We start from the raw sequence: 18,946 nt of genomic DNA, 5'->3' as shown, positions 1-18,946 counted from the left end.
GACCCCCAATAAGATAAGACATTATGAAAGCCTCGATTCTAGTAAAGCTTGAAACACTTGTTGAACGCTATGAAGAAGTTCAACATCTACTTGGTGATCCAGATGTAATCGGGAATCAAGACAAATTCCGTGCACTTTCAAGAGAGTATTCTCAGCTTGAAGAAGTGACGGCTTGCTTCCAGTCATACCAGCAAGCTCAAGAAGATTTAGAAGCTGCTGAAGAGATGGCAAATGAAGATGACGCAGAAATGCGCGAAATGGCGCAAGAAGAAATCAAAGAGGCGAAAGCGAACATTGAACGTCTGACTGATGAGCTGCAAATTCTTCTTATTCCAAAAGATCCAAATGATGAGCGTAACTGTTTCCTAGAAATCCGCGCAGGTGCGGGGGGTGATGAAGCGGGTATCTTTGCGGGTAACCTTTTCCGTATGTACTCTAAATTTGCCGAGAAAAAAGGTTGGCGTGTCGAGGTGATGAGCAGCAATGTTTCAGAGCAGGGCGGCTTTAAAGAAATGATCGCCAAAATAAGTGGCGACAGTGTTTACGGTACCATGAAATTCGAGTCGGGTGGTCACCGTGTGCAGCGTGTTCCTGAAACTGAATCCCAAGGCCGTGTTCATACTTCTGCATGTACGGTCGCAGTGATGCCTGAGATCCCAGAAGCTGATCTTCCAGAAATCAAAGCTGGCGATCTTAAAATTGATACTTTCCGTGCTTCTGGCGCGGGTGGTCAACACGTTAACACCACGGATTCAGCAATCCGTATTACTCACTTACCAACGGGCACAGTCGTAGAGTGTCAAGACGAGCGCTCTCAGCATAAAAACAAAGCGAAAGCGATGGCTGTGCTTGCGGCTCGTATCGTTCAGGCTGAAGAAGAGCGCCGCGCTGCAGCTGTTTCTGACACACGTCGTAACCTACTAGGTTCTGGTGACCGTAGTGATCGTATTCGTACGTACAACTACCCACAAGGTCGTGTTTCTGATCACCGCATCAACTTGACAATTTACCGTCTGAACGAAGTACTTGAAGGCGATATGCAAAGCTTGCTTGATCCTGTTCTTCAAGAACACCAAGCCGACCAACTTGCTGCACTTTCTGAGCACAACTAATCAGTATGCAGTCAGCATATACGGTTGAAAGCGCTTTAAAATCAGCAATCGTACAGCTTCAAAAGGGTGATAACACATCACCCTCTATTGATGCCGCGGTACTGCTTTGTCACGTTTTAGACAAACCAAGGTCATACTTGCTTACTTGGCCTGAGAAGCTTCTTACCTCAGAACAAGAGTCCGAATTCAATGCACTTTTAAGACGACGTTTAACCGGTGAGCCTGTGGCTTATATTATTGGTGAACGTGAGTTTTGGTCATTGCCGTTAAAAGTTTCTCCTTCTACCTTAATCCCTCGTCCAGACACTGAACGTTTGGTTGAAGTGGCTTTAGATAAAACCTATGGCAAACAAGGTGCGATTCTAGATTTGGGTACTGGTACTGGTGCAATTGCATTGGCGTTAGCGTCTGAAATGCCAAATAGACCAGTGACGGGTATTGATCTGCGCCCTGAAGCTCAAGAGCTTGCGACAGAAAATGCGAAGCGCTTAAACATCACCAACGCTACGTTTTTACATGGCAGTTGGTTTGAGCCTTTAAGTGAACTAGCTTCTGATGGCAACGATACCAAGTTCTCTTTAATTGTCTCTAACCCACCTTATATTGAGAAAGATGACCCTCATTTATCTCAAGGGGATGTACGTTTTGAGCCAATGACTGCGTTAGTCGCTGAAGAGAAAGGATTGGCTGACATTCGATACATTTCTGAAAAAGCACGTGGCTTTTTGGAAAATGAAGGCTGGTTGGCATTTGAACACGGCTACGACCAAGGTTTGGCGGTGCGTGAGATAATGCAGGCGCTCGGTTATCTCGAGGTTGTCACAGAGAAAGATTACGGTGGTAATGACCGAGTGACATTGGGTCGTTACTGTTCATCGGTAGTTACTGTTTATAGATAGTGACTGTCCATCGGCTGCGGTTAATCATCTTGTGAGCAATAGATGATGAAGTTGCTAAATTTATACCTTTAACTCGACAATACATTTCACTCGGTGATGCATTTAACGCAGAAATACAGAGCATTTACGGGTATTGTGTGGCTCGTGTTAACGAAAGCACATATAAAAATATAAAGGAATACCATGTACGAAGGTTTAAAACATTTTCACTTACTAACGATTGCGATAAGCGCACTGCTGCTTTCGATTCGTTTCGCTCTTATGATGGCTAACTCTCCGAAGCTTAAGCATCCTTTCTTGCAGCGTTTTCCTCATATCAATGACTCGTTGCTACTGCTATCAGGTATTGGTTTGATTTTTATCACTGGCTTTATTCCATTTACACCTGCAGCACCATGGTTAACCGAAAAACTAACTTGTGTTATGGCTTACATCGCACTGGGTTTCTTTGCGCTTAAGCTAGGTAAAAACAATCTACTGAGAGTGTTCTCTTTCTTTGGTGCGCTTGGCTGGTTAGCAATGGCAGGCAAAATCGCAATGACGAAGACACCAACATTTTTCGGTTAATTATCTCCTTATTTTCGGTTAACTATCTATGTACGAATTTTTTGATGAAGACTTTGACCAGCTAGAATTAGCTGAAGGTGCATTGATCTTAAATAAAGCGATTAACCCAGAAACTCAAGACAGTTGGGCAGAGCAAGAACTGGCAAGATTGTTTAAAGAAGCTGAGTTTGCTTTGGTTCATGAAACCGACGAACAGCAGAAATTTGAGTCTTTTATTCGACTATTCTTTTTTGAATGGGGCTTCGCTGGCGATAAAGAGGCGTATTTCTCTTCGGAGAACGCATTTATAGACAAAGTACTTGAGAGAAAGAAGGGGATTCCAGTGAGTCTTGGCGCGATCTTTCTTTTTCTAGGTCGAAAGCTAGGCTTCCCTGTAGAGGGGGTTTCTTTTCCAACTCAGTTTTTGCTTAAAGTGAGTTGGTATGGCCAAGCTGCTCTCTATATTAATCCTTACAATGGCGAATATGTTGGTGCAAAAACCTTACGAGCCTGGTTGATTGGCCATGATGGGCCACTCGCTAAGTTGAAAGCAGAGCATTTAGAGGTCGCTGATCACCCAACGATTATCGGTAAATGGCTAGCGTTACTTAAGAGTGCATTACTACGAGAAGAGCGTTATACGCTGGCATTGAAATGCACAGACCTTGCTTTGACGTTTGTTCCGGATGACCCGTATGAAATCCGTGATCGCGGGTTTATTTATCAGCAGCTAGACTGTCATCAAGTAGCCGCAACAGATTATCAATATTTTATCGACCAATGCCCAGATGACCCTGCATCTGAATTACTGAAATCTCAAGTGAATGTCATGAACGAAAAGACCGTGGTTGTTCACTAATTAATAATTATTTAGAGAGGATATGATGGAACAGAAAACAGTCCACATTGGCGATATGCCAATCGCTAATGATAAGCCATTTACGCTATTTGCAGGCATGAATGTTCTTGAGTCTCGCGATCTCGCTATGCAGATTTGTGAGCACTACGTAAAAGTAACAGAGAAGCTGGGCATCCCTTATGTATTTAAGGCGTCTTTCGATAAAGCGAACCGCAGCTCAGTTCATTCATACCGTGGTCCAGGTATGGAAGAAGGTCTTAAAATATTTCAAGAACTGAAAGATACCTTTGGCGTGAAGATCATTACTGATATCCACACCGAAGCACAGGCTCAGCCAGTCGCTGATGTGGTTGATGTAATCCAGCTTCCAGCATTCCTAGCTCGTCAAACTGACCTTGTTGAAGCGATGGCGAAAACAGGTTCAGTGATCAACGTGAAGAAACCTCAGTTCATGAGCCCAGATCAAGTGGGTAATATCGTTGATAAGTTTGCTGAGTGTGGTAATGACAACATCATTCTTTGCGAACGTGGTTCTTGCATGGGATATGACAACTTAGTTGTTGATATGCTTGGCTTCGGTGTCATGAAGAAGTCTTCGAACGGTAGTCCAATCATCTTTGACGTGACTCACGCGCTTCAAATGCGTGACCCATCAGGAGCTGCATCTGGTGGTCGTCGTGAGCAAACGGTTGAGCTTGCGAAAGCGGGCCTTGCTACAGGTATTGCTGGTCTGTTTATTGAAGCACACCCGAACCCAGATCAAGCTCGTTGTGACGGTCCATCAGCTCTACCTCTAGATAAACTAGAGCCGTTCTTGAAGCAGATGAAAGCGCTTGATGATCTTATTAAAGGATTTGACCACATTGATATTAAATAACTCAGCATAGTTATTTAAGATTAAGAGGAAAAGCAAACGCCCAGTTCTTTGAACTAGGCGTTTTTTTATCAGCTAGGGTAACCCGTTATTTACTACAATTGGCATTAACAATGTAGGTGATTACTCGGTGATTTGTTTTATGAGTATGAGGCTTATCCTATTTATAGTAAATTACTGATATTTATCACACTTTTTAAGTAAACGATTGCCTGTGATACAGGGGAAGTTTGAGTGTAATCTCATAAATTTGTTACACTTAAGTGTTGATCTATGCGTGACCAATTCGACATAAATATGAAATCGTCGTGTTACATCGAGAATGTTAATTTAAGATTAGTCATGTTGAAGTCTTATTGTTCGAACTCCAAGAAAGGGGTCGCAATAGATTATAAAAAGCAGTGGATTCCCCTAAAAAGTTCAAAGGTATGACAATGAAGCAACGCCTTATTCTAAAGACAGCACTAAGTGCTGCAATCTTAGCTACTCTCGCTGGGTGTTCGTCTCAATCTACTCTAGATTGGAACCAAGATGAAACTTACAAGCTAACGATTCTTCACACTAACGACAATCATGGTCGCTTCTGGCAGAACAAGTACGGCGAATACGGCATGTCTGCGCGTAAAACGCTGGTTGATCAACTCCGTGCTGAAGTTGAAGCCGAAGGTGGTAGCGTGTTGCTTCTTTCTGGCGGTGACATCAATACTGGTGTACCAGAGTCCGATCTTCAGGATGCAGAACCTGATTTCAAAGGCATGAACAAGATTGGTTACGATGCAATGGCATTGGGTAACCACGAGTTCGATAATTCACTAGACGTACTACAAAAGCAGATCGACTGGGCTAACTTTCCAATGCTTTCTGCAAACATCTACGATAAAGCGACTGGCGAACGCAAGTTCCAAGCTTACGAGATGTTTGAAAAGCAAGGCATCAAGATTGCAGTTATCGGCCTAACAACTGAAGACACAGCGAAAATTGGGAATCCAGAGTTTATCGCTGGCATCGACTTCCGTGACCCTAAAGAAGAAGCGAAAAAGTTAATCGCTGAATTGAAAGAAACAGAAAGTCCGGATCTGATTTTTGCTGTCACTCATATGGGTCATTACGAAAATGGCCAACGTGGTGTTAACGCACCTGGGGACGTAGCATTGGCTCGTTACCTCAACGAAGGTGATCTCGATATGATCGTAGGCGGTCATTCTCAAGAGCCTGTCTGTATGGAAGGCCCTAACGTTGCGAAGAAAAACTTCACACCGGGTGATGAGTGTAGACCCGACGTACAGAACGGTACTTACATCGTTCAAGCTCACGAGTGGGGTAAGTACGTTGGTCGTGCTGATTACGAATTCCGTAACGGTGAGCTAGAAATGGTGAGCTACGATCTGGTTCCAGTTAACCTTAAGAAGAAAGTTAAGATTGATGGTAAGAAGCAACGAGTTCTTATTCAAGATGAAATCGCCCAAGATCCAGAGCTACTTGAATTCCTACGCCCTTTCCAAGAGCAAGGTCAAGCTCAGCTAGAAGTTAAGATAGCCGAGACAAATGGAAAGCTTGAAGGTGATCGTAACGTTGTTCGTTTCCAACAGACTAACCTAGGTCGTTTGATTGCGACTTCTCACATGGAGCGTGCAAAAGCAGACTTTGCTGTGATGAACTCTGGTGGTGTGCGTGATTCAATTGAAGCGGGCGATGTAACTTACAAAGACGTGCTAAAAGTACAACCATTTGCAAACATTCTGACTTACACAGATATGACGGGTAAAGAAGTACTTGATTACCTAAATGTAGTGGCGACTAAACCAATCGATTCTGGTGCTTACGCTCAGTTTGCTGGCATCTCTATGACTGTAGTAAATGGTGCAGTATCGAATGTCTTCATCGGTGGTAAACAGCTTCGTTTGGACGAGACATACCGTTTCACAATACCAAGCTTTAACGCTGCTGGTGGTGATGGCTATCCTAAATTGTCTGACCACCCAGGTTACGTAAACACTGGTTTTGTTGATGCTGAAGTACTAAAAGAGTACCTAGAAGCAAACAGCCCGGTTGACGTGAACAACTACGCACCGTCTGGTCAAATAGTTTACAAGTAATTGACTCCAATAAATTTAGTTACTAGGTGCTGAATTAGATTGACTCCAGCACCATGATAAATTTAACTAAAGCGACGCCTCGGCGTCGCTTGTTGTTTATATACTGCTTGTTTTTATTTATCGTTTGGACTTGTTATGACTCCTGCTATTAATCTTGCCAAGAAAAAGAAAATCGCTCATAGCGTGCATCAATATCATCATGATGCGAATAATACTAATTATGGATTAGAAGCCGTGGAAGCTCTTGGTCAGGATCCGAAACGCGTATTCAAAACGTTGCTATTTTGTTTGAACGGTGTTGCTAAAGATTTGGCTGTGGCGGTTATCCCTGTGGATCAAAAGCTAAACCTAAAGCTTGCAGCAAAAGCGGCGAAAGGCAAAAAGGCAGAGATGGCGAATCCTGATATTGCACAGAAAACCACAGGCTATGTGGTTGGTGGAATCAGCCCACTTGGGCAGAAAAAAGCATTGCCTACCTTTGTTCATTGCAGTGCTACAGATTTTGAAACGATATGTGTGAGTGCAGGGAAGAGGGGCTTGGAAATCGAGCTAGATCCACAAGACTTAGCACTACTAACTCGCGGCCAGTTTGCTGATCTATGTTTATAGGTTGTCGTCATAGCGATAAAATTATCGAATGACCAACAAAAACGCCCACTAGGCTAACCTAGTGGGCGTTTCTATATAGAGTGTTCATTCTGAAATGGGGTTGCACATTTAGGATGAATGATGACTACTTTTTCAGTCCTAGTGTTCCGCCAACACGCTTTGGTGCAGGTTGGTTCGGTCTGCTTGAATCTTGGCTGCGGTTTGCCGGTTTACCGCTTCTACGATCGTTGTTATTGCGGTCTGTACGATTGCGATCTGAATTAGAGCGCTCTGAACGAGAGTTCGATTTCCAGTGCTCGGTATTGCCGCCGCTTTCACTATTCGACGAACTACGACCACGCTTTGAATTGGGGGCATGACGGAATTCATCCGCATTATTACCACGGTACGTGCGAGTGCGGTTCTCTGTTTTATTGCGGCGCGCTGTTGAGGTTTCATTTTCCTCGCGGCTATCAAATAACTTAGCATCGGTTGCCTTACGGATTCGCTGACCTTTTGCATTTATCTTTGACGCATCTTCAGTGCTTACCGAACCTTCACACATCGCTAATATGTCAGTGATTTCTTCTTCGCTCAGGTAACGCCATTTGCCATTAGGAATACCATCTAAAGAGATATTCATAATGCGAACACGACGTAGTTTGAAAACTTCATAACCTAAAGCTTCGCACATACGACGAATCTGGCGGTTAAGGCCTTGCGTTAACGTAATTCGGAACGAGAATTTGGTCTCTTTCTCTACCTTACATGGCAAAGTAACGGTGTCCAAAATTGGCACGCCCGACGCCATTTTCTTTAAGAATTCAGTTGTAATCGGCTTATCAACGCGAACCATATATTCTTTTTCGTGGTTGTTACCTGCACGTAGGATCTTATTGACGATATCGCCATCATTGGTCAAAAATATTAGACCATCTGAGGGCTTATCTAGACGACCGATAGGAAAAATACGCTTATGGTGGCCGATAAAGTCGACGATGTTGCCAGGAATATCACGCTCAGTGGTACAGGTGATACCTGTTGGTTTATTAAGAGCTATGTAGATAGGCTTCTCTTTCGAGCGGACAGGTTTATTGTCGATCTCAACATCATCACCGTGCATGACTTTAGTTCCCATTTCAGGGATCTTACCGTTAATCGTAACTCGGCCAGCATCAATGAGTTTGTCGGCTTCGCGGCGTGAGCAAAAACCAGTTTCACTGATGTACTTATTAAGGCGTTTAGCTTGGGATTCTTGTGACATGATATTCTCTTAGCGTTTCACAACGGAAATTTAGATAAACAAAAAGCAACTACAGGATAGTTGCCTTTACGTTTGAATTCGTTAACTGACGACAATTTTAGCACCTAGAGTGTACTTCGGCACTAAATATCTATTGCGCACCAGGTTAGAGCATTAAAGAACGTGTAGCTGGTGTTATCGACACAACATGCATTAACTCGAGCGTTTCTGGTGCCGCTCTCTATTTTCGAGTTTCTTGTCATTACTTTTTCTCAGCATGACGTAAACGGCACCTGTGCCACCATGAAATTGCTGTGTTGAATGAACACACTGAACATCATTAATTTGCGAGAGCCAATTTGCCACATAGCTTTTCATCATGGCTGGTGGGTTAGAACGCTCACCCTTACCGTGAACAATAATCACGGTGCGCACATCCATTCTTAGACATTGACGTAAAAATGAAAGCACTTCATTACGAGCATCTTTCAGTGTTTTTCTGTGCAGATCGAGCTTAGCTTGAATTGGGTATTTACCTAAGCGCAGTTTCTTGAATACGCCTTCTTGCACGCCATCTTTTTTATAGGCGATAACATCATCAGGCTTTAACATCGGAGAATAGTCGAGCGAGAGATAATCTTTCTCGTCATCAGACAACCACATAGCAGCTTCACGTTTGGCAAGATGAGATTCTGTGACTCGGTGTACTTTCTGGTGTTCGGCGGTGTCATTGTCGATACGTTTAACATCGCCCATCATTTCTTGGAATAGATCTAAGTCGTCATCATGAGACATAGCGGGTATCTCAAGTTGGATAAGGGTAGGGTAAGTATACCTAAGTTAGTATGGTGTTTAAAAATGAAAAAACCGGAGAAGACAAGAAGCCTACTCCGGTGCAAAGCGTTTTAACGTTTACCTATCAAGAATGATACTTAAAAGTAAATGAGTTAGGCTGAGCAATTCTAATGAGGAGATTTGTCAGTCATAACTTTGTAGATGAAGAAACCTCCATAGAACATCATGAGACCCAAAGCCCCGAAGATTACTATCATTGAAGATAGCCCCACCGCATTACCAAATAGGAGTTCTAGCCAAAAGTCCATGTGTATACCTCAAAGTTATATGACACCACTTAGTGTATTAAGTGGCATTATTGATTCACTGATCTGGATCAATCCTGTTTCATAAGTTAAATATTTGTTGGTGAGTGTGTGTTTTTCGTCACGTTAGGCGTTAGGTTGTATGTCTTTTGTTCGAATGATTCAACTTTGTAAAAAAGAGTGAAAAAAGCCCTTGCGGATAAATTCAGAATCCGTATTATACGCTGCATCGACAGGCAATAAGCCCGTTAGATATCTCGGTGAATAGCGCAGCTTGGTAGCGCATCTGGTTTGGGACCAGAGGGTCGGGGGTTCGAATCCCTCTTCACCGACCACATTAAAGAAAGCCTGCTCATTGAGCAGGCTTTCGTCGTTTTAGGGTATTGAAAATAGGATTTGAACCTAAGTAGGGGTTCGCCTGATGTTCAAAATAAGCGCTTTGTTGACCACATTAAAGAAAGGTATAGCCCTTCATTTTCGATAGAGGAGTTATAGCCTCTTTGCACTCCTAAATCGTGAATAGCGATATAAATAGCGACTGTTTGAATTTGATGCTGTTAGCTAAACAGTTTGATAAGTGTAGTAAGCCTTAAGGTGTAATTAAGAGCGGTAGCCTACTGAACGAACTCACTGGTAGCGACATTATTCTTTACCCAAATTAGAGCCTGTAGTCGATTCTTAACTTTGATTTTCTTAAATGTGTTGTGTAAGTGTGCCTTGACTGTATTTTCGCTCACATAGAGTGTGTCGGCGATCTGAGTGTTGGACGCGCCCTCACCGAGCAGCTTGATAATTTGTTGCTCGCGTTTGGTGAGTTTTAAATAGTACGGGCTCGTTTTTGCGCATTGTCTATCTCTATAAAAGCTTATGTATTGATAGATGAGCTTTCTACTCATCCACATTTCACCCTGTAAAATGCAGTCAAAGCCGGTAACTAGCTTATCAAGCGTGTCAGAGGCATAAAAAATACCGACCAAATATTGCCATTTTAACATTTCTGAATGAGGGAAGTCGTGGGGGGTATTGAGGAGTACTTCATGAACGTCACTTGCCACGTCATCTTTAAGTTCTTGGTACTTTTCAGTGTATTGCTTCGTCATTGTTGGGTAATCAATAATAATGAGATCCAACTCTTGGTTTTTTAGTGTTGTGGTTCTCAATCTTTCTGGCGATATGAGCTTGATACTTATATTTATTTTCTGTTCGATTGACTCTTTAAGCAGTGTTGATTGTAGGTTGTTTTCTGCAAGTAAAATGGCGTTATGAGCCTCCAACTTTGCCATGTGGAACTCCTTTTAATGACTCATTACCTAAACTATAGGATCTATAGCTTATAGCACATATTGATTTTTTTCTAATATCCAGGGGGAATTATTAATCTTTGTTATGAGTCTGGTTTTATATTGATGGTAAGGATGAATCAATATTCAGGTCGAGAGATCATGCTTAGTTAAGTGCTATTATTTTAGTTTATTTAACGTACAATCGGGTTGCACTTGCCATTTATTGCCAATGGGATGCAATGTTAGAACTGCAGGGAATTGATTTATATTCATAATCAGTGTTGTAATACCGCTATTTGTATTTTGATTAAAATTAGAATCGGATTTTGTACTTAACGTAAATGAAGATATCATAATGTTATCAAAGGTTAGCACTAGTTTTTCATTTTTTACTAGGCACTGTACTGAATTTAAATCTGAAGAAAATCCATTTAAATTATAAAAATTAAATAAAACGACGACAAGCGCCGTTTTAATATATATGTTGTACTTCATATTAATTTTGGTAAATAATACCTACGTTACCGTAAGCACCATTACCTAATACGACAGCACTATCATGTGATGTTTGTTCAACCGTAAATTGGTTCATATTACTGTTTTGTAATTGAACGACCGCATCAGAATAAGAACCTGTTTGTAGAACGAATACTCTATTATCGTCACTGTTCATTAGATCAATGTCGACATCGTTCCAATCACCACCACCTACGCTATTATTAACAATAGTCTGCACGTAGTTGTCATCACCGTTGATATCAATTGCAGCGTTATTGTAGTCAACGTCACCGTTACTGAATTCTGTATATGTTTGGTTTGAATCGCCATATATAGTCGTTTCGGCTCTGTTGCGGTCTGCTCCTCCAAGAGCTACGGTAACGGAAATGTTGTCATCACCCATTTGCGTTACACGAAGATCGTTAACGTCACCGTATTGCTCAACTTGAACGCGTGCTTGGTTAGATTGTCCGTTTTGGTCAATTAGAGCATTGTTATACGAACCTCTAAGTTGAACATGTGCTCCATTTAGGTTACCGCTTTGTTCAACGACTACATCAGATTTGTAACTCGCGTGCGTATCGACCAATGCTGTGTGACCGTCTGTTGTGCCTGACGTGTTTTGATTAATAGTTACATTAGCCATGTCACCATTACCCATTTGCCAAAGCGCTGTGTTGTCACTAGCTGAGGGGATAGTCACTCCGCCAGCAGCAGCGGTAAGGGCTGCGTCAATACCAAGATCGGTTGTGCCTTCAATCACTCCAGTTCCAGGAGCTGAAGCTGGATAGGGAGCGGGTAGCGGATCTGCGTGAGCTACATTCAAACTAATGATGGCACCGACTAACATTCCAATTTTTGTAAGTTTCATAAGTTGTTTCCTTATACATTTCCATGTCGACTATGTTGCTGCTTCATCGAGAAGCAACGGTGAATCAAGCTTCCATACTGCACGCTAATTTGCTTGATTGATGTGAATTCTCATTGAACTAGACGCGTTTACTATTGCAAAGTCATGTCCATCTTGAGAAATACCCAAATTACTCCCCCCAGACCCTGCCAAATATGCTTTATTGCCATTGCCTGTTTGGTCAATACTTAATTGGCTACTCTGCCTAGAGAAGTTTGCTTGTCCTATTACCGCCAAATTGTTATTTCCGTCTTGGGAAATAAGCGCTTCCGAGTTTATTCCGAGTTGTCCAATTACTGCATCGTTATTTGAACCATTTTGGTTAACCAAGGCTGTATTGTCTCTCCCTGATTGCCCTATAAATGCGGAATTAGATCCTCCGCGTTGTGTTATCTTCGCTCTGTTGTTCGCGGTAATACCAGTACTACTTTGTTTTATTATTGCTGTTGAATCAAAGGCGTTAGATATATTTATTTCTGAATAATTATCTAAGTCTCCAGAGGATAAATTCCCCAAATCATTATAATCATTAATAATATCTTGACTAACATGATATAAAAAATCCCCCTCTACATTTGAAGCAATAGCATTATTAAAACCTCCTGATAACAAGTATAAACAAGTTAAGCCGATAAGTGATTTTCGCCTAATTATCATTATCTTTACCTTAAAGTGTTCGTGGTTGTGATCTCTACAAAAATAAAAAACGTAGAGAAGTGAGTGAATCTTTATCTTAACGAAATCCTAGGCTTTCAATTTATGGGTAGCTATAAACTTATAGTTGAAAATATTTAATTGCATATATGCAATGTAACTAGTATTTTCCCGCTTCCCACCTACCTTAGTTAATTAATTTCCCATGGTAATTAATTCAAAAGTTTATATATGCCACTGTAAGCACGAATTACGCTTAACTTGGATTCAGGGAATCACTTTCTCATTTTGTAAATGGACTTTAAATGGGAGCCAATATGAAACTCAAGCTACTTACAATTACTTTTCTCTCTTTTGTTGTTCATGCCGGAGATAAAAGTCATGGTCTTGAAAATGGTGTCCCGTTAGAAAATGGAAAGAAACTTGAGGAGTCAACAAGCAACCTCAAAGAAAAATTTAATGATTTTAGTGAAGTTGATGGAATCATCGTGGATAGAACCATCACGCGTCTTGGAGAGGATTTCTATTTTTTCTTTTCGCAATCGCTCAATGATAGCTATCCCAACCTCAAGGAAAACTTGACGGTAAGAGAGAGGCCAACGGCGTTATCTGGAAGCATTATAGAGGTTCAACACTCTAGGAAACCTATCTTTCGCACAGCGTTATCCCCAGGTCGCAGGCAAGCGAAAGAGCGTGCAGATGATGCTACAAGAGTGGTCGGAAATTATATTATCCGATGGCAAGCAGAGCGGCTGTTCCAAGATACTTACGATCTAGACCATGATGAATTTTAAGGAGCCAAGGATGTCGATATTTTTCAGAAAAGTAGCGCTGATTGCGTTGCTAGTTTCGCCTTCGGTTTATTCGAGCGAGTTAGTCTATACGCCCGTAAACCCAAGTTTTGGAGGGAATGCTTTAAACAGTTCTCACCTTTTTAACCACGCTAATGCCATTAATGATTATGATGATCCGAGTGCAAGGGATATTTTTGGTGAGCGTGAGTCCGCTTTAGATCGGCTGGCTTCAAGCTTGGAATCACGTTTGATCAGCCAGTTACTTGCGGATGTAGGGAGTGGGAATACAGGGCAATTAGAAACGGATGACTTTTTCCTTAATATTGTTGATGACTCAGGCACCTTGCTAGTTCAAATCGTCGATAAAGCGACAGGAGAATCAACAGAAATCAGTGTTTCGGGACTAAACCCAGACCTCTAATCACAAGGATTGTGTTATGAAATCGATAGCCATCGTCTTTCTGGCCTTTGTGTTGGGGGGATGTACTTACTCTATGCAAATTCCAGAGACTTCTGAAACGCCCAAGCTTATGCCGAGAGGTTCAACTTATACTGACCTCATTTCTTTACCTCAACCACGAGGCAAAATATTGGTGTCTGTTTACGATTTCAGAGACCAAACTGGGCAATATAAGCCACAACCAAATAGTAATTTTTCAACCGCAGTGCCGCAGGGGGGCACATCGTTGTTAACGACATCATTGATCGATTCTCAATGGTTTGTACCTTTAGAGCGTGAAGGCTTACAAAACCTACTGACGGAACGTAAGATTATTCGTGCAGCTCAAAAGAAAGACAAGGTAGTGAACAATCACGGAGCCGATTTAACCTCGTTGAGTTCCGCTAATATTGTCATTGAAGGTGGCATTGTGGCTTACGACTCCAACATCGTTACCGGAGGAGCGGGGGCCAAGTATTTAGGCATTGGTGGTTCCGGGCAGTACAGAACAGACCAAGTGACCGTCAACTTAAGAGCGGTTGATGTGAGAACGGGTCAGGTTTTACTGAGTGTGACAACGACCAAAACCATCTCCTCTCATGAGATAGGCTTCGGTGCATTTCGATTTGTTGATTACAAAGAATTGTTAGAAGTTGAAATGGGCTATAGCCAGAACGAACCCGTAAATATTGCTGTGATGTCGGCGATTGATGCGGCTGTCATACATCTGATTGTAAAAGGCATGAAGCGCGGAATGTGGTCACCAGGTGACCCGAATGCGCTTGAAAACCCAATTATTGCTCGTTATTCAGAAGCGAGCACTGACATACTTTAAATAACCAAGTAAGTAGCAAAATAGGGTTATGCGGAAAACGGATCTTTCCCTTAGCCCTATTTTTTTTCGACTCATAAAACGTTCAGTTCAAGAGCGAAAGGGAAGAAAAAGTACGGGTTCTGTTATTTAGGTAATGGTTATATTCCGTCAAGACTATGATATCGAATTGAGCTAGCCGTCGACACTAACCTCAAATTGACACTGGGCCTTTTGGCTTTGTGATTGTTGAGTGACACTGAACCCCTTATCTTCTAATAACTGTAAAAGGTTGCCTTCGCCAATCAGGTGTAAAGTGCCGACGACCAGCACGTAGTGTCCTTTCGAATCGAGTTTCCAGTCATTGGCAGATAGTTTGTTTGCCCAATCAACGTTGCGATCCGTTAGAAATGCTTTCTCAAGCTCGGTGGGCATTTCAGAAAGCTCTGCAAAGTCCTCAAGCTTGGTGATATCACCGGCTTTCCAACTTTCAATTAGGCAGTGAACCACAGCATCAGTTTGGTCAAATTCTTCAAGGCTACTGACTAGCCACTCTTTACCGGAATCTTTCTGCCCTGCGATGAGGTCTATTTGAAATTGTAGAGCCTCTAAGCTGATGACGGGAACATCCGCGATTGCTGCTTTATAGGCGAGTGTGGCATCAACACCGTCAGCCGAACCATAACCAAGATTCTTCAACTGCTGCATCTGTATGGAGAGAGAGGTTGCCCAAGGGGGGGAACTAAGTAGCTGCTGGGTTGGTATATCCAATGATTTTGAGATGCTCGTTAATAATTGTTTTTGTTGTTTGTTTAATACATCACCCGTGGTCACTGTGGTCGTGGGATATACCACGCCTTTTGTCTTTCTTATATCCGTCTCGACAATTAATCCGTCGCTCTCTTTTAACGTGTCAGTGATCTGTATGGGAAGCGGGTACATGCTCTCATCCCCAACGTGCACAGAACCTAAGATAGTGAGGGTCAGATCATCCTTTTTGGTTTGCCAATAAAGAGGTTCGGCGACAGCTTGCTTTGCTGAAAAGGCAAGTGTGAGTAGCGTAAGGTACAAGAATGTGCGCAAAGAAAGCTCCTTTAGAAAGACATAAACTCGTTAAAAAAGATTTTGACGGCGTTTTTTAACGGTTTTTTTTGAGAACAATGTCACGTTGTTTGTACAAAAAGTATAACAATACGAGCAAACTCTAAAACTTTTCTCTCTACGAACGACACGATTTTATGAAATCCTGTGAAAAGATTGTGATTTAATTCTCAGTTATTACGTCAAAACAAAAGTGACGGAAGTGTCGTTAAGTATAACCTTATGATTTTATTTAGATTAAATTTATCAGTATTTTTGAGATTTGAAGCCGATCACTGAATTGGCTTGATTTAATTCACGCCAAAAAATAAGGCCATATAGTTTATCTAACTTTCAGAAGCGCTCCACTTTGCTTCTTACTCAATTTTTTAAATTTATGGGTGAATACGATGTTGAAGAGAAACTTACTATCTGTAGCGGTATTAGCTGGCCTGACAGGTTGTGCAGTAACACAAGCACCAGAACAACTGGTGGTTAATGCACTGGCTGATAACCTTGATGTGCAATATGAAATTCTAACCAATCATGGTGCGAATGAGGGTATGGCTTGTCAGGATCTCGGCGCTGAATGGGCATCATGTAACAAAGTGAACATGACCCTGACTAATGATGGTGAAGCGATTGATTCTAAAGATTGGACTATCTACTTCCACAGTATTCGCCTTATCTTAGATGTTGATAATGAACAATTTAAAATTACTCGTGTAACGGGTGACCTACACAAACTAGAGCCTACAGATAAGTTCGATGGCTTTGCGGCTGGTGAAGAAGTGATCCTTCCACTGACGAGTGAATACTGGCAACTGTTTGAAACCGACTTTATGCCAGGTGCATTTGTTACTGCGCCAAACGCAGAACCGAAGATGATTGCTTCATTGAATACGGAAGATATCGCATCGTTCGTAACCGGTCTAGAGGGTAACAACCTTAAACGTACACCTGATGACAATAACGTAATGGCTACAGCGGTGACGCGTTTCGAAAAGAATGCTGATCTCGCAACTCAAGATGTATCAACAACACTACTACCAACGCCAATGTCGGTAGAAGCGGGTGAAGGATCTGTGAGCATTGCTGGTGGTATTGCCCTACCAAAAGACGCATTCGATGCTGATCAGTTCGCTGCAATTGAAGAACGTGCAGATGTGGTAAACGTAGATGTGAGTGGCGACCTACCTGTTAGTGTTGCTGTTGTTCCTACTCAGTTTACGGGTGATTTGGCGAAATCTGGCGCTTATGAACTAAGCATCTCGGAAGAGGGGATTGCGATTAAAGCGTTTGATAAAACCGGTGCTTTCTACGCAGTTCAGTCTATTTTTGGCCTAATAGACAGTCAGAACGCTGAATCATTACCACAACTGTCGATCAAAGATGCACCGCGCTTTGATTACCGTGGTGTGATGGTGGATGTTGCTCGAAACTTCCACTCAAAAGATGCCATCCTCGCAACGCTAGATCAAATGGCGGCATACAAGATGAATAAACTTCACCTTCACTTAACAGATGATGAAGGCTGGCGTTTAGAAATCCCAGGTTTACCAGAGCTAACGGATGTAGGGTCTAATCGTTGTTTTGATTTGGAAGAGCAAAGCTGTTTACTGCCTCAGCTAGGTTCAGGTCCAACAACAGACAACTTTGGCTCTGGTTTCTTTAGTAAAGCGGATTACGTCGAGATCTTAAGCTACGCAAAAGCGCGCAGCATCGAAGTCATTCCAGAAATTGATATGCCAGCACACGCTCGTTCTGCTGTGGTATCAATGGAAGCGCGTTACACTCGCCTAATGGCGGAAGGTAAAGAAGCGGAAGCGAACGAATACCGTCTGATGGATCCACAAGATACATCGAACGTAACCACGGTTCAGTTCTATGATAAGCAAAGCTTCATTAATCCATGTATGGAATCTTCTACTCACTTTGTCGATAAAGTTATCTCTGAAGTGGCGGCAATGCACCAAGAAGCGGGCGTTCCATTAACGACTTGGCACTTTGGCGGCGATGAAGCGAAAAACATCAAGTTAGGCGCTGGCTTACAAGATATTAATGCAGAAGATAAAGTGGCTTGGAAAGGTAACATCGATTTGTCTAAGCAAGATAAGCCATTCCAACAGTCTCCACAGTGTCAGTCTTTGATCGCTGATGGAACGGTAAGCGACTTCGGTCATTTGCCAAGTCACTTTGCAGAGCAGGTATCTAAGATTGTTGCTGACAAAGGCATCCCTCACTTCCAAGCATGGCAAGATGGCCTGAAATACAGCGAAGGCGAGAAAGCATTTGCAACCGAAAGCACTCGCGTCAACTTCTGGGACGTTCTTTACTGGGGCGGTACTTCATCAGTATACGACTGGTCAGCAAAAGGCTATGACGTCATTGTTTCTAACCCAGACTACGTATACATGGATATGCCATACGAAGTAGATGCAGCAGAACGCGGTTACTACTGGGCAACGCGTGCAACCGATACTCGTAAGATGTTTGGCTTTGCACCAGAAAACATGCCACAAAATGCGGAAACATCATTAGACCGTGACGGCAATGGTTTCTCTGGTAAAGGCGAGATTGAAGCGAAACCTTTCTACGGTTTGTCAGCGCAACTTTGGTCTGAAACGGTACGTACTGACGAGCAATATGAATACATGGTATTCCCTCGCGTACTGGCAGCTGCAGAGCGTGCATGGCACCGAGCGGATTGGGAAAACGACTACAAAGTGGGCGTTGAGTATTCTCAAGAAACTAACCTAGTAAATAAGCAGATTCTAAACAGCGACTTTAATCGCTTTGCCAATATTGTTGGTCAACGTGAGCTGGCTAAGCTTGAGAAAGCAGGCATTGATTACCGACTACCAGTACCGGGCGCTCAGGTTGTGGATGGCAAGTTAGCGATGAACGTTCAATTCCCAGGCGTAGAGCTGCAATACTCTGCTGATGGCGAAAACTGGCTAACGTATGATGAGCAACAACGTCCATCGGTTTCTGGTGAAACTTACATCCGCTCTATCTCTGAAAGCGGTGAGAAAGTAAGTCGAGTCACCTCGGTTAAATAATCGATAAGCAACCTTAATAGAAGGGCTCCCCCGTAATTTGAGTAAACAGTAGAAAAAGTATCTATTCGGGGAGGTGTGAGTTATAGCCTTTTATTCGT

Annotated in this window: 18 protein-coding genes and 1 tRNA gene; 12 read left to right on the top strand and 7 right to left on the bottom strand. The window is 42.5% G+C overall.

The annotated features are described in order from the left end of the window. Positions 1 to 23 precede the first annotated feature (23 nt). The 7 genes from prfA (at position 24) to ybaK (ending at position 6,995) form a co-directional block, all read left to right on the top strand. Positions 24 to 1,112, top strand: coding sequence for a peptide chain release factor 1 (gene prfA, locus OCU50_RS10530; protein ID WP_017056804.1), 1,089 nt, complete (start codon positions 24 to 26; stop codon positions 1,110 to 1,112). Between the two features lie 5 nt (positions 1,113 to 1,117). Then, complete coding sequence (gene prmC / locus OCU50_RS10525) at positions 1,118 to 2,011, top strand: peptide chain release factor N(5)-glutamine methyltransferase (protein ID WP_060467243.1); 894 nt, start codon at positions 1,118 to 1,120, stop codon at positions 2,009 to 2,011. Between the two features lie 183 nt (positions 2,012 to 2,194). Continuing rightward, entirely contained in the window at positions 2,195 to 2,578 is a 384-nt protein-coding gene (locus OCU50_RS10520) for a SirB2 family protein (protein ID WP_060467244.1), read from the top strand. Positions 2,579 to 2,606: 28 nt separating this feature from the next. Next, positions 2,607 to 3,416: a SirB1 family protein gene (locus OCU50_RS10515; RefSeq protein WP_060467245.1), complete on the top strand. Its 810-nt coding sequence runs from the start codon at positions 2,607 to 2,609 to the stop codon at positions 3,414 to 3,416. 22 nt (positions 3,417 to 3,438) lie between these two features. Beyond that, complete coding sequence (gene kdsA, locus OCU50_RS10510; RefSeq protein ID WP_171351091.1) at positions 3,439 to 4,293, top strand: 3-deoxy-8-phosphooctulonate synthase; 855 nt, start codon at positions 3,439 to 3,441, stop codon at positions 4,291 to 4,293. 431 nt (positions 4,294 to 4,724) lie between these two features. Further along, positions 4,725 to 6,386: a bifunctional UDP-sugar hydrolase/5'-nucleotidase UshA gene (ushA, locus tag OCU50_RS10505; protein ID WP_060467246.1), complete on the top strand. Its 1,662-nt coding sequence runs from the start codon at positions 4,725 to 4,727 to the stop codon at positions 6,384 to 6,386. A 135-nt stretch (positions 6,387 to 6,521) separates the two neighbouring features. Then, positions 6,522 to 6,995, top strand: coding sequence for a Cys-tRNA(Pro) deacylase (gene ybaK, locus OCU50_RS10500; RefSeq protein WP_060467247.1), 474 nt, complete (start codon positions 6,522 to 6,524; stop codon positions 6,993 to 6,995). 124 nt (positions 6,996 to 7,119) lie between these two features. Here ybaK and rluF read toward each other — a convergent pair whose 3' ends face one another. The 3 genes from rluF to OCU50_RS10485 form a co-directional block, all read right to left on the bottom strand. Further along, positions 7,120 to 8,238, bottom strand: coding sequence for a 23S rRNA pseudouridine(2604) synthase RluF (gene rluF / locus OCU50_RS10495; protein WP_060467248.1), 1,119 nt, complete (start codon positions 8,236 to 8,238; stop codon positions 7,120 to 7,122). Positions 8,239 to 8,430: 192 nt separating this feature from the next. Continuing rightward, on the bottom strand, positions 8,431 to 9,012 hold the full coding sequence (gene smrA / locus OCU50_RS10490) for a DNA endonuclease SmrA (protein ID WP_017056810.1): 582 nt from the start codon (positions 9,010 to 9,012) through the stop codon (positions 8,431 to 8,433). Between the two features lie 167 nt (positions 9,013 to 9,179). Continuing rightward, the gene (locus OCU50_RS10485) at positions 9,180 to 9,320 is read right to left on the bottom strand and encodes a DUF3149 domain-containing protein (RefSeq protein WP_017056811.1); all 141 of its coding nucleotides are present in this window, start codon (positions 9,318 to 9,320) and stop codon (positions 9,180 to 9,182) included. Between the two features lie 255 nt (positions 9,321 to 9,575). Between OCU50_RS10485 and OCU50_RS10480 the strand changes: the two genes are divergently transcribed. Next, a tRNA-Pro gene (locus OCU50_RS10480) sits at positions 9,576 to 9,652 on the top strand. A 279-nt stretch (positions 9,653 to 9,931) separates the two neighbouring features. Here OCU50_RS10480 and OCU50_RS10475 read toward each other — a convergent pair. The 3 genes from OCU50_RS10475 to OCU50_RS10465 form a co-directional block, all read right to left on the bottom strand. Further along, positions 9,932 to 10,600 carry a LuxR C-terminal-related transcriptional regulator gene (locus tag OCU50_RS10475; protein ID WP_060467249.1) on the bottom strand — a complete coding sequence of 223 codons (669 nt, stop codon included), beginning with the start codon at positions 10,598 to 10,600 and terminating at the stop codon, positions 9,932 to 9,934. A gap of 496 nt (positions 10,601 to 11,096) precedes the next feature. Further along, entirely contained in the window at positions 11,097 to 11,969 is an 873-nt protein-coding gene (locus tag OCU50_RS10470; protein WP_060467251.1) for a hypothetical protein, read from the bottom strand. Positions 11,970 to 12,053: 84 nt separating this feature from the next. After that, complete coding sequence (locus OCU50_RS10465) at positions 12,054 to 12,665, bottom strand: curlin subunit CsgB (protein WP_060467252.1); 612 nt, start codon at positions 12,663 to 12,665, stop codon at positions 12,054 to 12,056. A 314-nt stretch (positions 12,666 to 12,979) separates the two neighbouring features. Between OCU50_RS10465 and OCU50_RS10460 the strand changes: the two genes are divergently transcribed. Genes OCU50_RS10460 through OCU50_RS10450 form a run of 3 tightly spaced genes read left to right on the top strand, consistent with a single transcriptional unit; the run spans position 12,980 to position 14,730 of the window. Beyond that, a complete protein-coding gene (locus OCU50_RS10460; protein ID WP_060467278.1) occupies positions 12,980 to 13,456 on the top strand; it encodes a curli production assembly/transport protein CsgE in 477 nt (158 codons plus the stop codon). A gap of 10 nt (positions 13,457 to 13,466) precedes the next feature. Continuing rightward, the gene (locus tag OCU50_RS10455) at positions 13,467 to 13,877 is read left to right on the top strand and encodes a curli assembly protein CsgF (protein WP_060467253.1); all 411 of its coding nucleotides are present in this window, start codon (positions 13,467 to 13,469) and stop codon (positions 13,875 to 13,877) included. 16 nt (positions 13,878 to 13,893) lie between these two features. Continuing rightward, positions 13,894 to 14,730: a CsgG/HfaB family protein gene (locus OCU50_RS10450; RefSeq protein WP_060467254.1), complete on the top strand. Its 837-nt coding sequence runs from the start codon at positions 13,894 to 13,896 to the stop codon at positions 14,728 to 14,730. A gap of 171 nt (positions 14,731 to 14,901) precedes the next feature. Here OCU50_RS10450 and OCU50_RS10445 read toward each other — a convergent pair whose 3' ends face one another. Next, the gene (locus tag OCU50_RS10445; protein WP_060467255.1) at positions 14,902 to 15,789 is read right to left on the bottom strand and encodes a TraB/GumN family protein; all 888 of its coding nucleotides are present in this window, start codon (positions 15,787 to 15,789) and stop codon (positions 14,902 to 14,904) included. A 407-nt stretch (positions 15,790 to 16,196) separates the two neighbouring features. Here OCU50_RS10445 and OCU50_RS10440 point away from each other — a divergent pair, with 407 nt between their 5' ends. Continuing rightward, entirely contained in the window at positions 16,197 to 18,848 is a 2,652-nt protein-coding gene (locus OCU50_RS10440) for a beta-N-acetylhexosaminidase (RefSeq protein WP_060467256.1), read from the top strand. The last annotated feature ends 98 nt before the right edge of the window (positions 18,849 to 18,946 follow it).

Source organism: Vibrio toranzoniae (genome assembly GCF_024347655.1).
Lineage (GTDB): Bacteria > Pseudomonadota > Gammaproteobacteria > Enterobacterales > Vibrionaceae > Vibrio > Vibrio toranzoniae.
The sequence above is the reverse complement of the archived record's forward strand: the minus strand, read 5'-3'. Positions and strand labels throughout refer to the sequence as shown.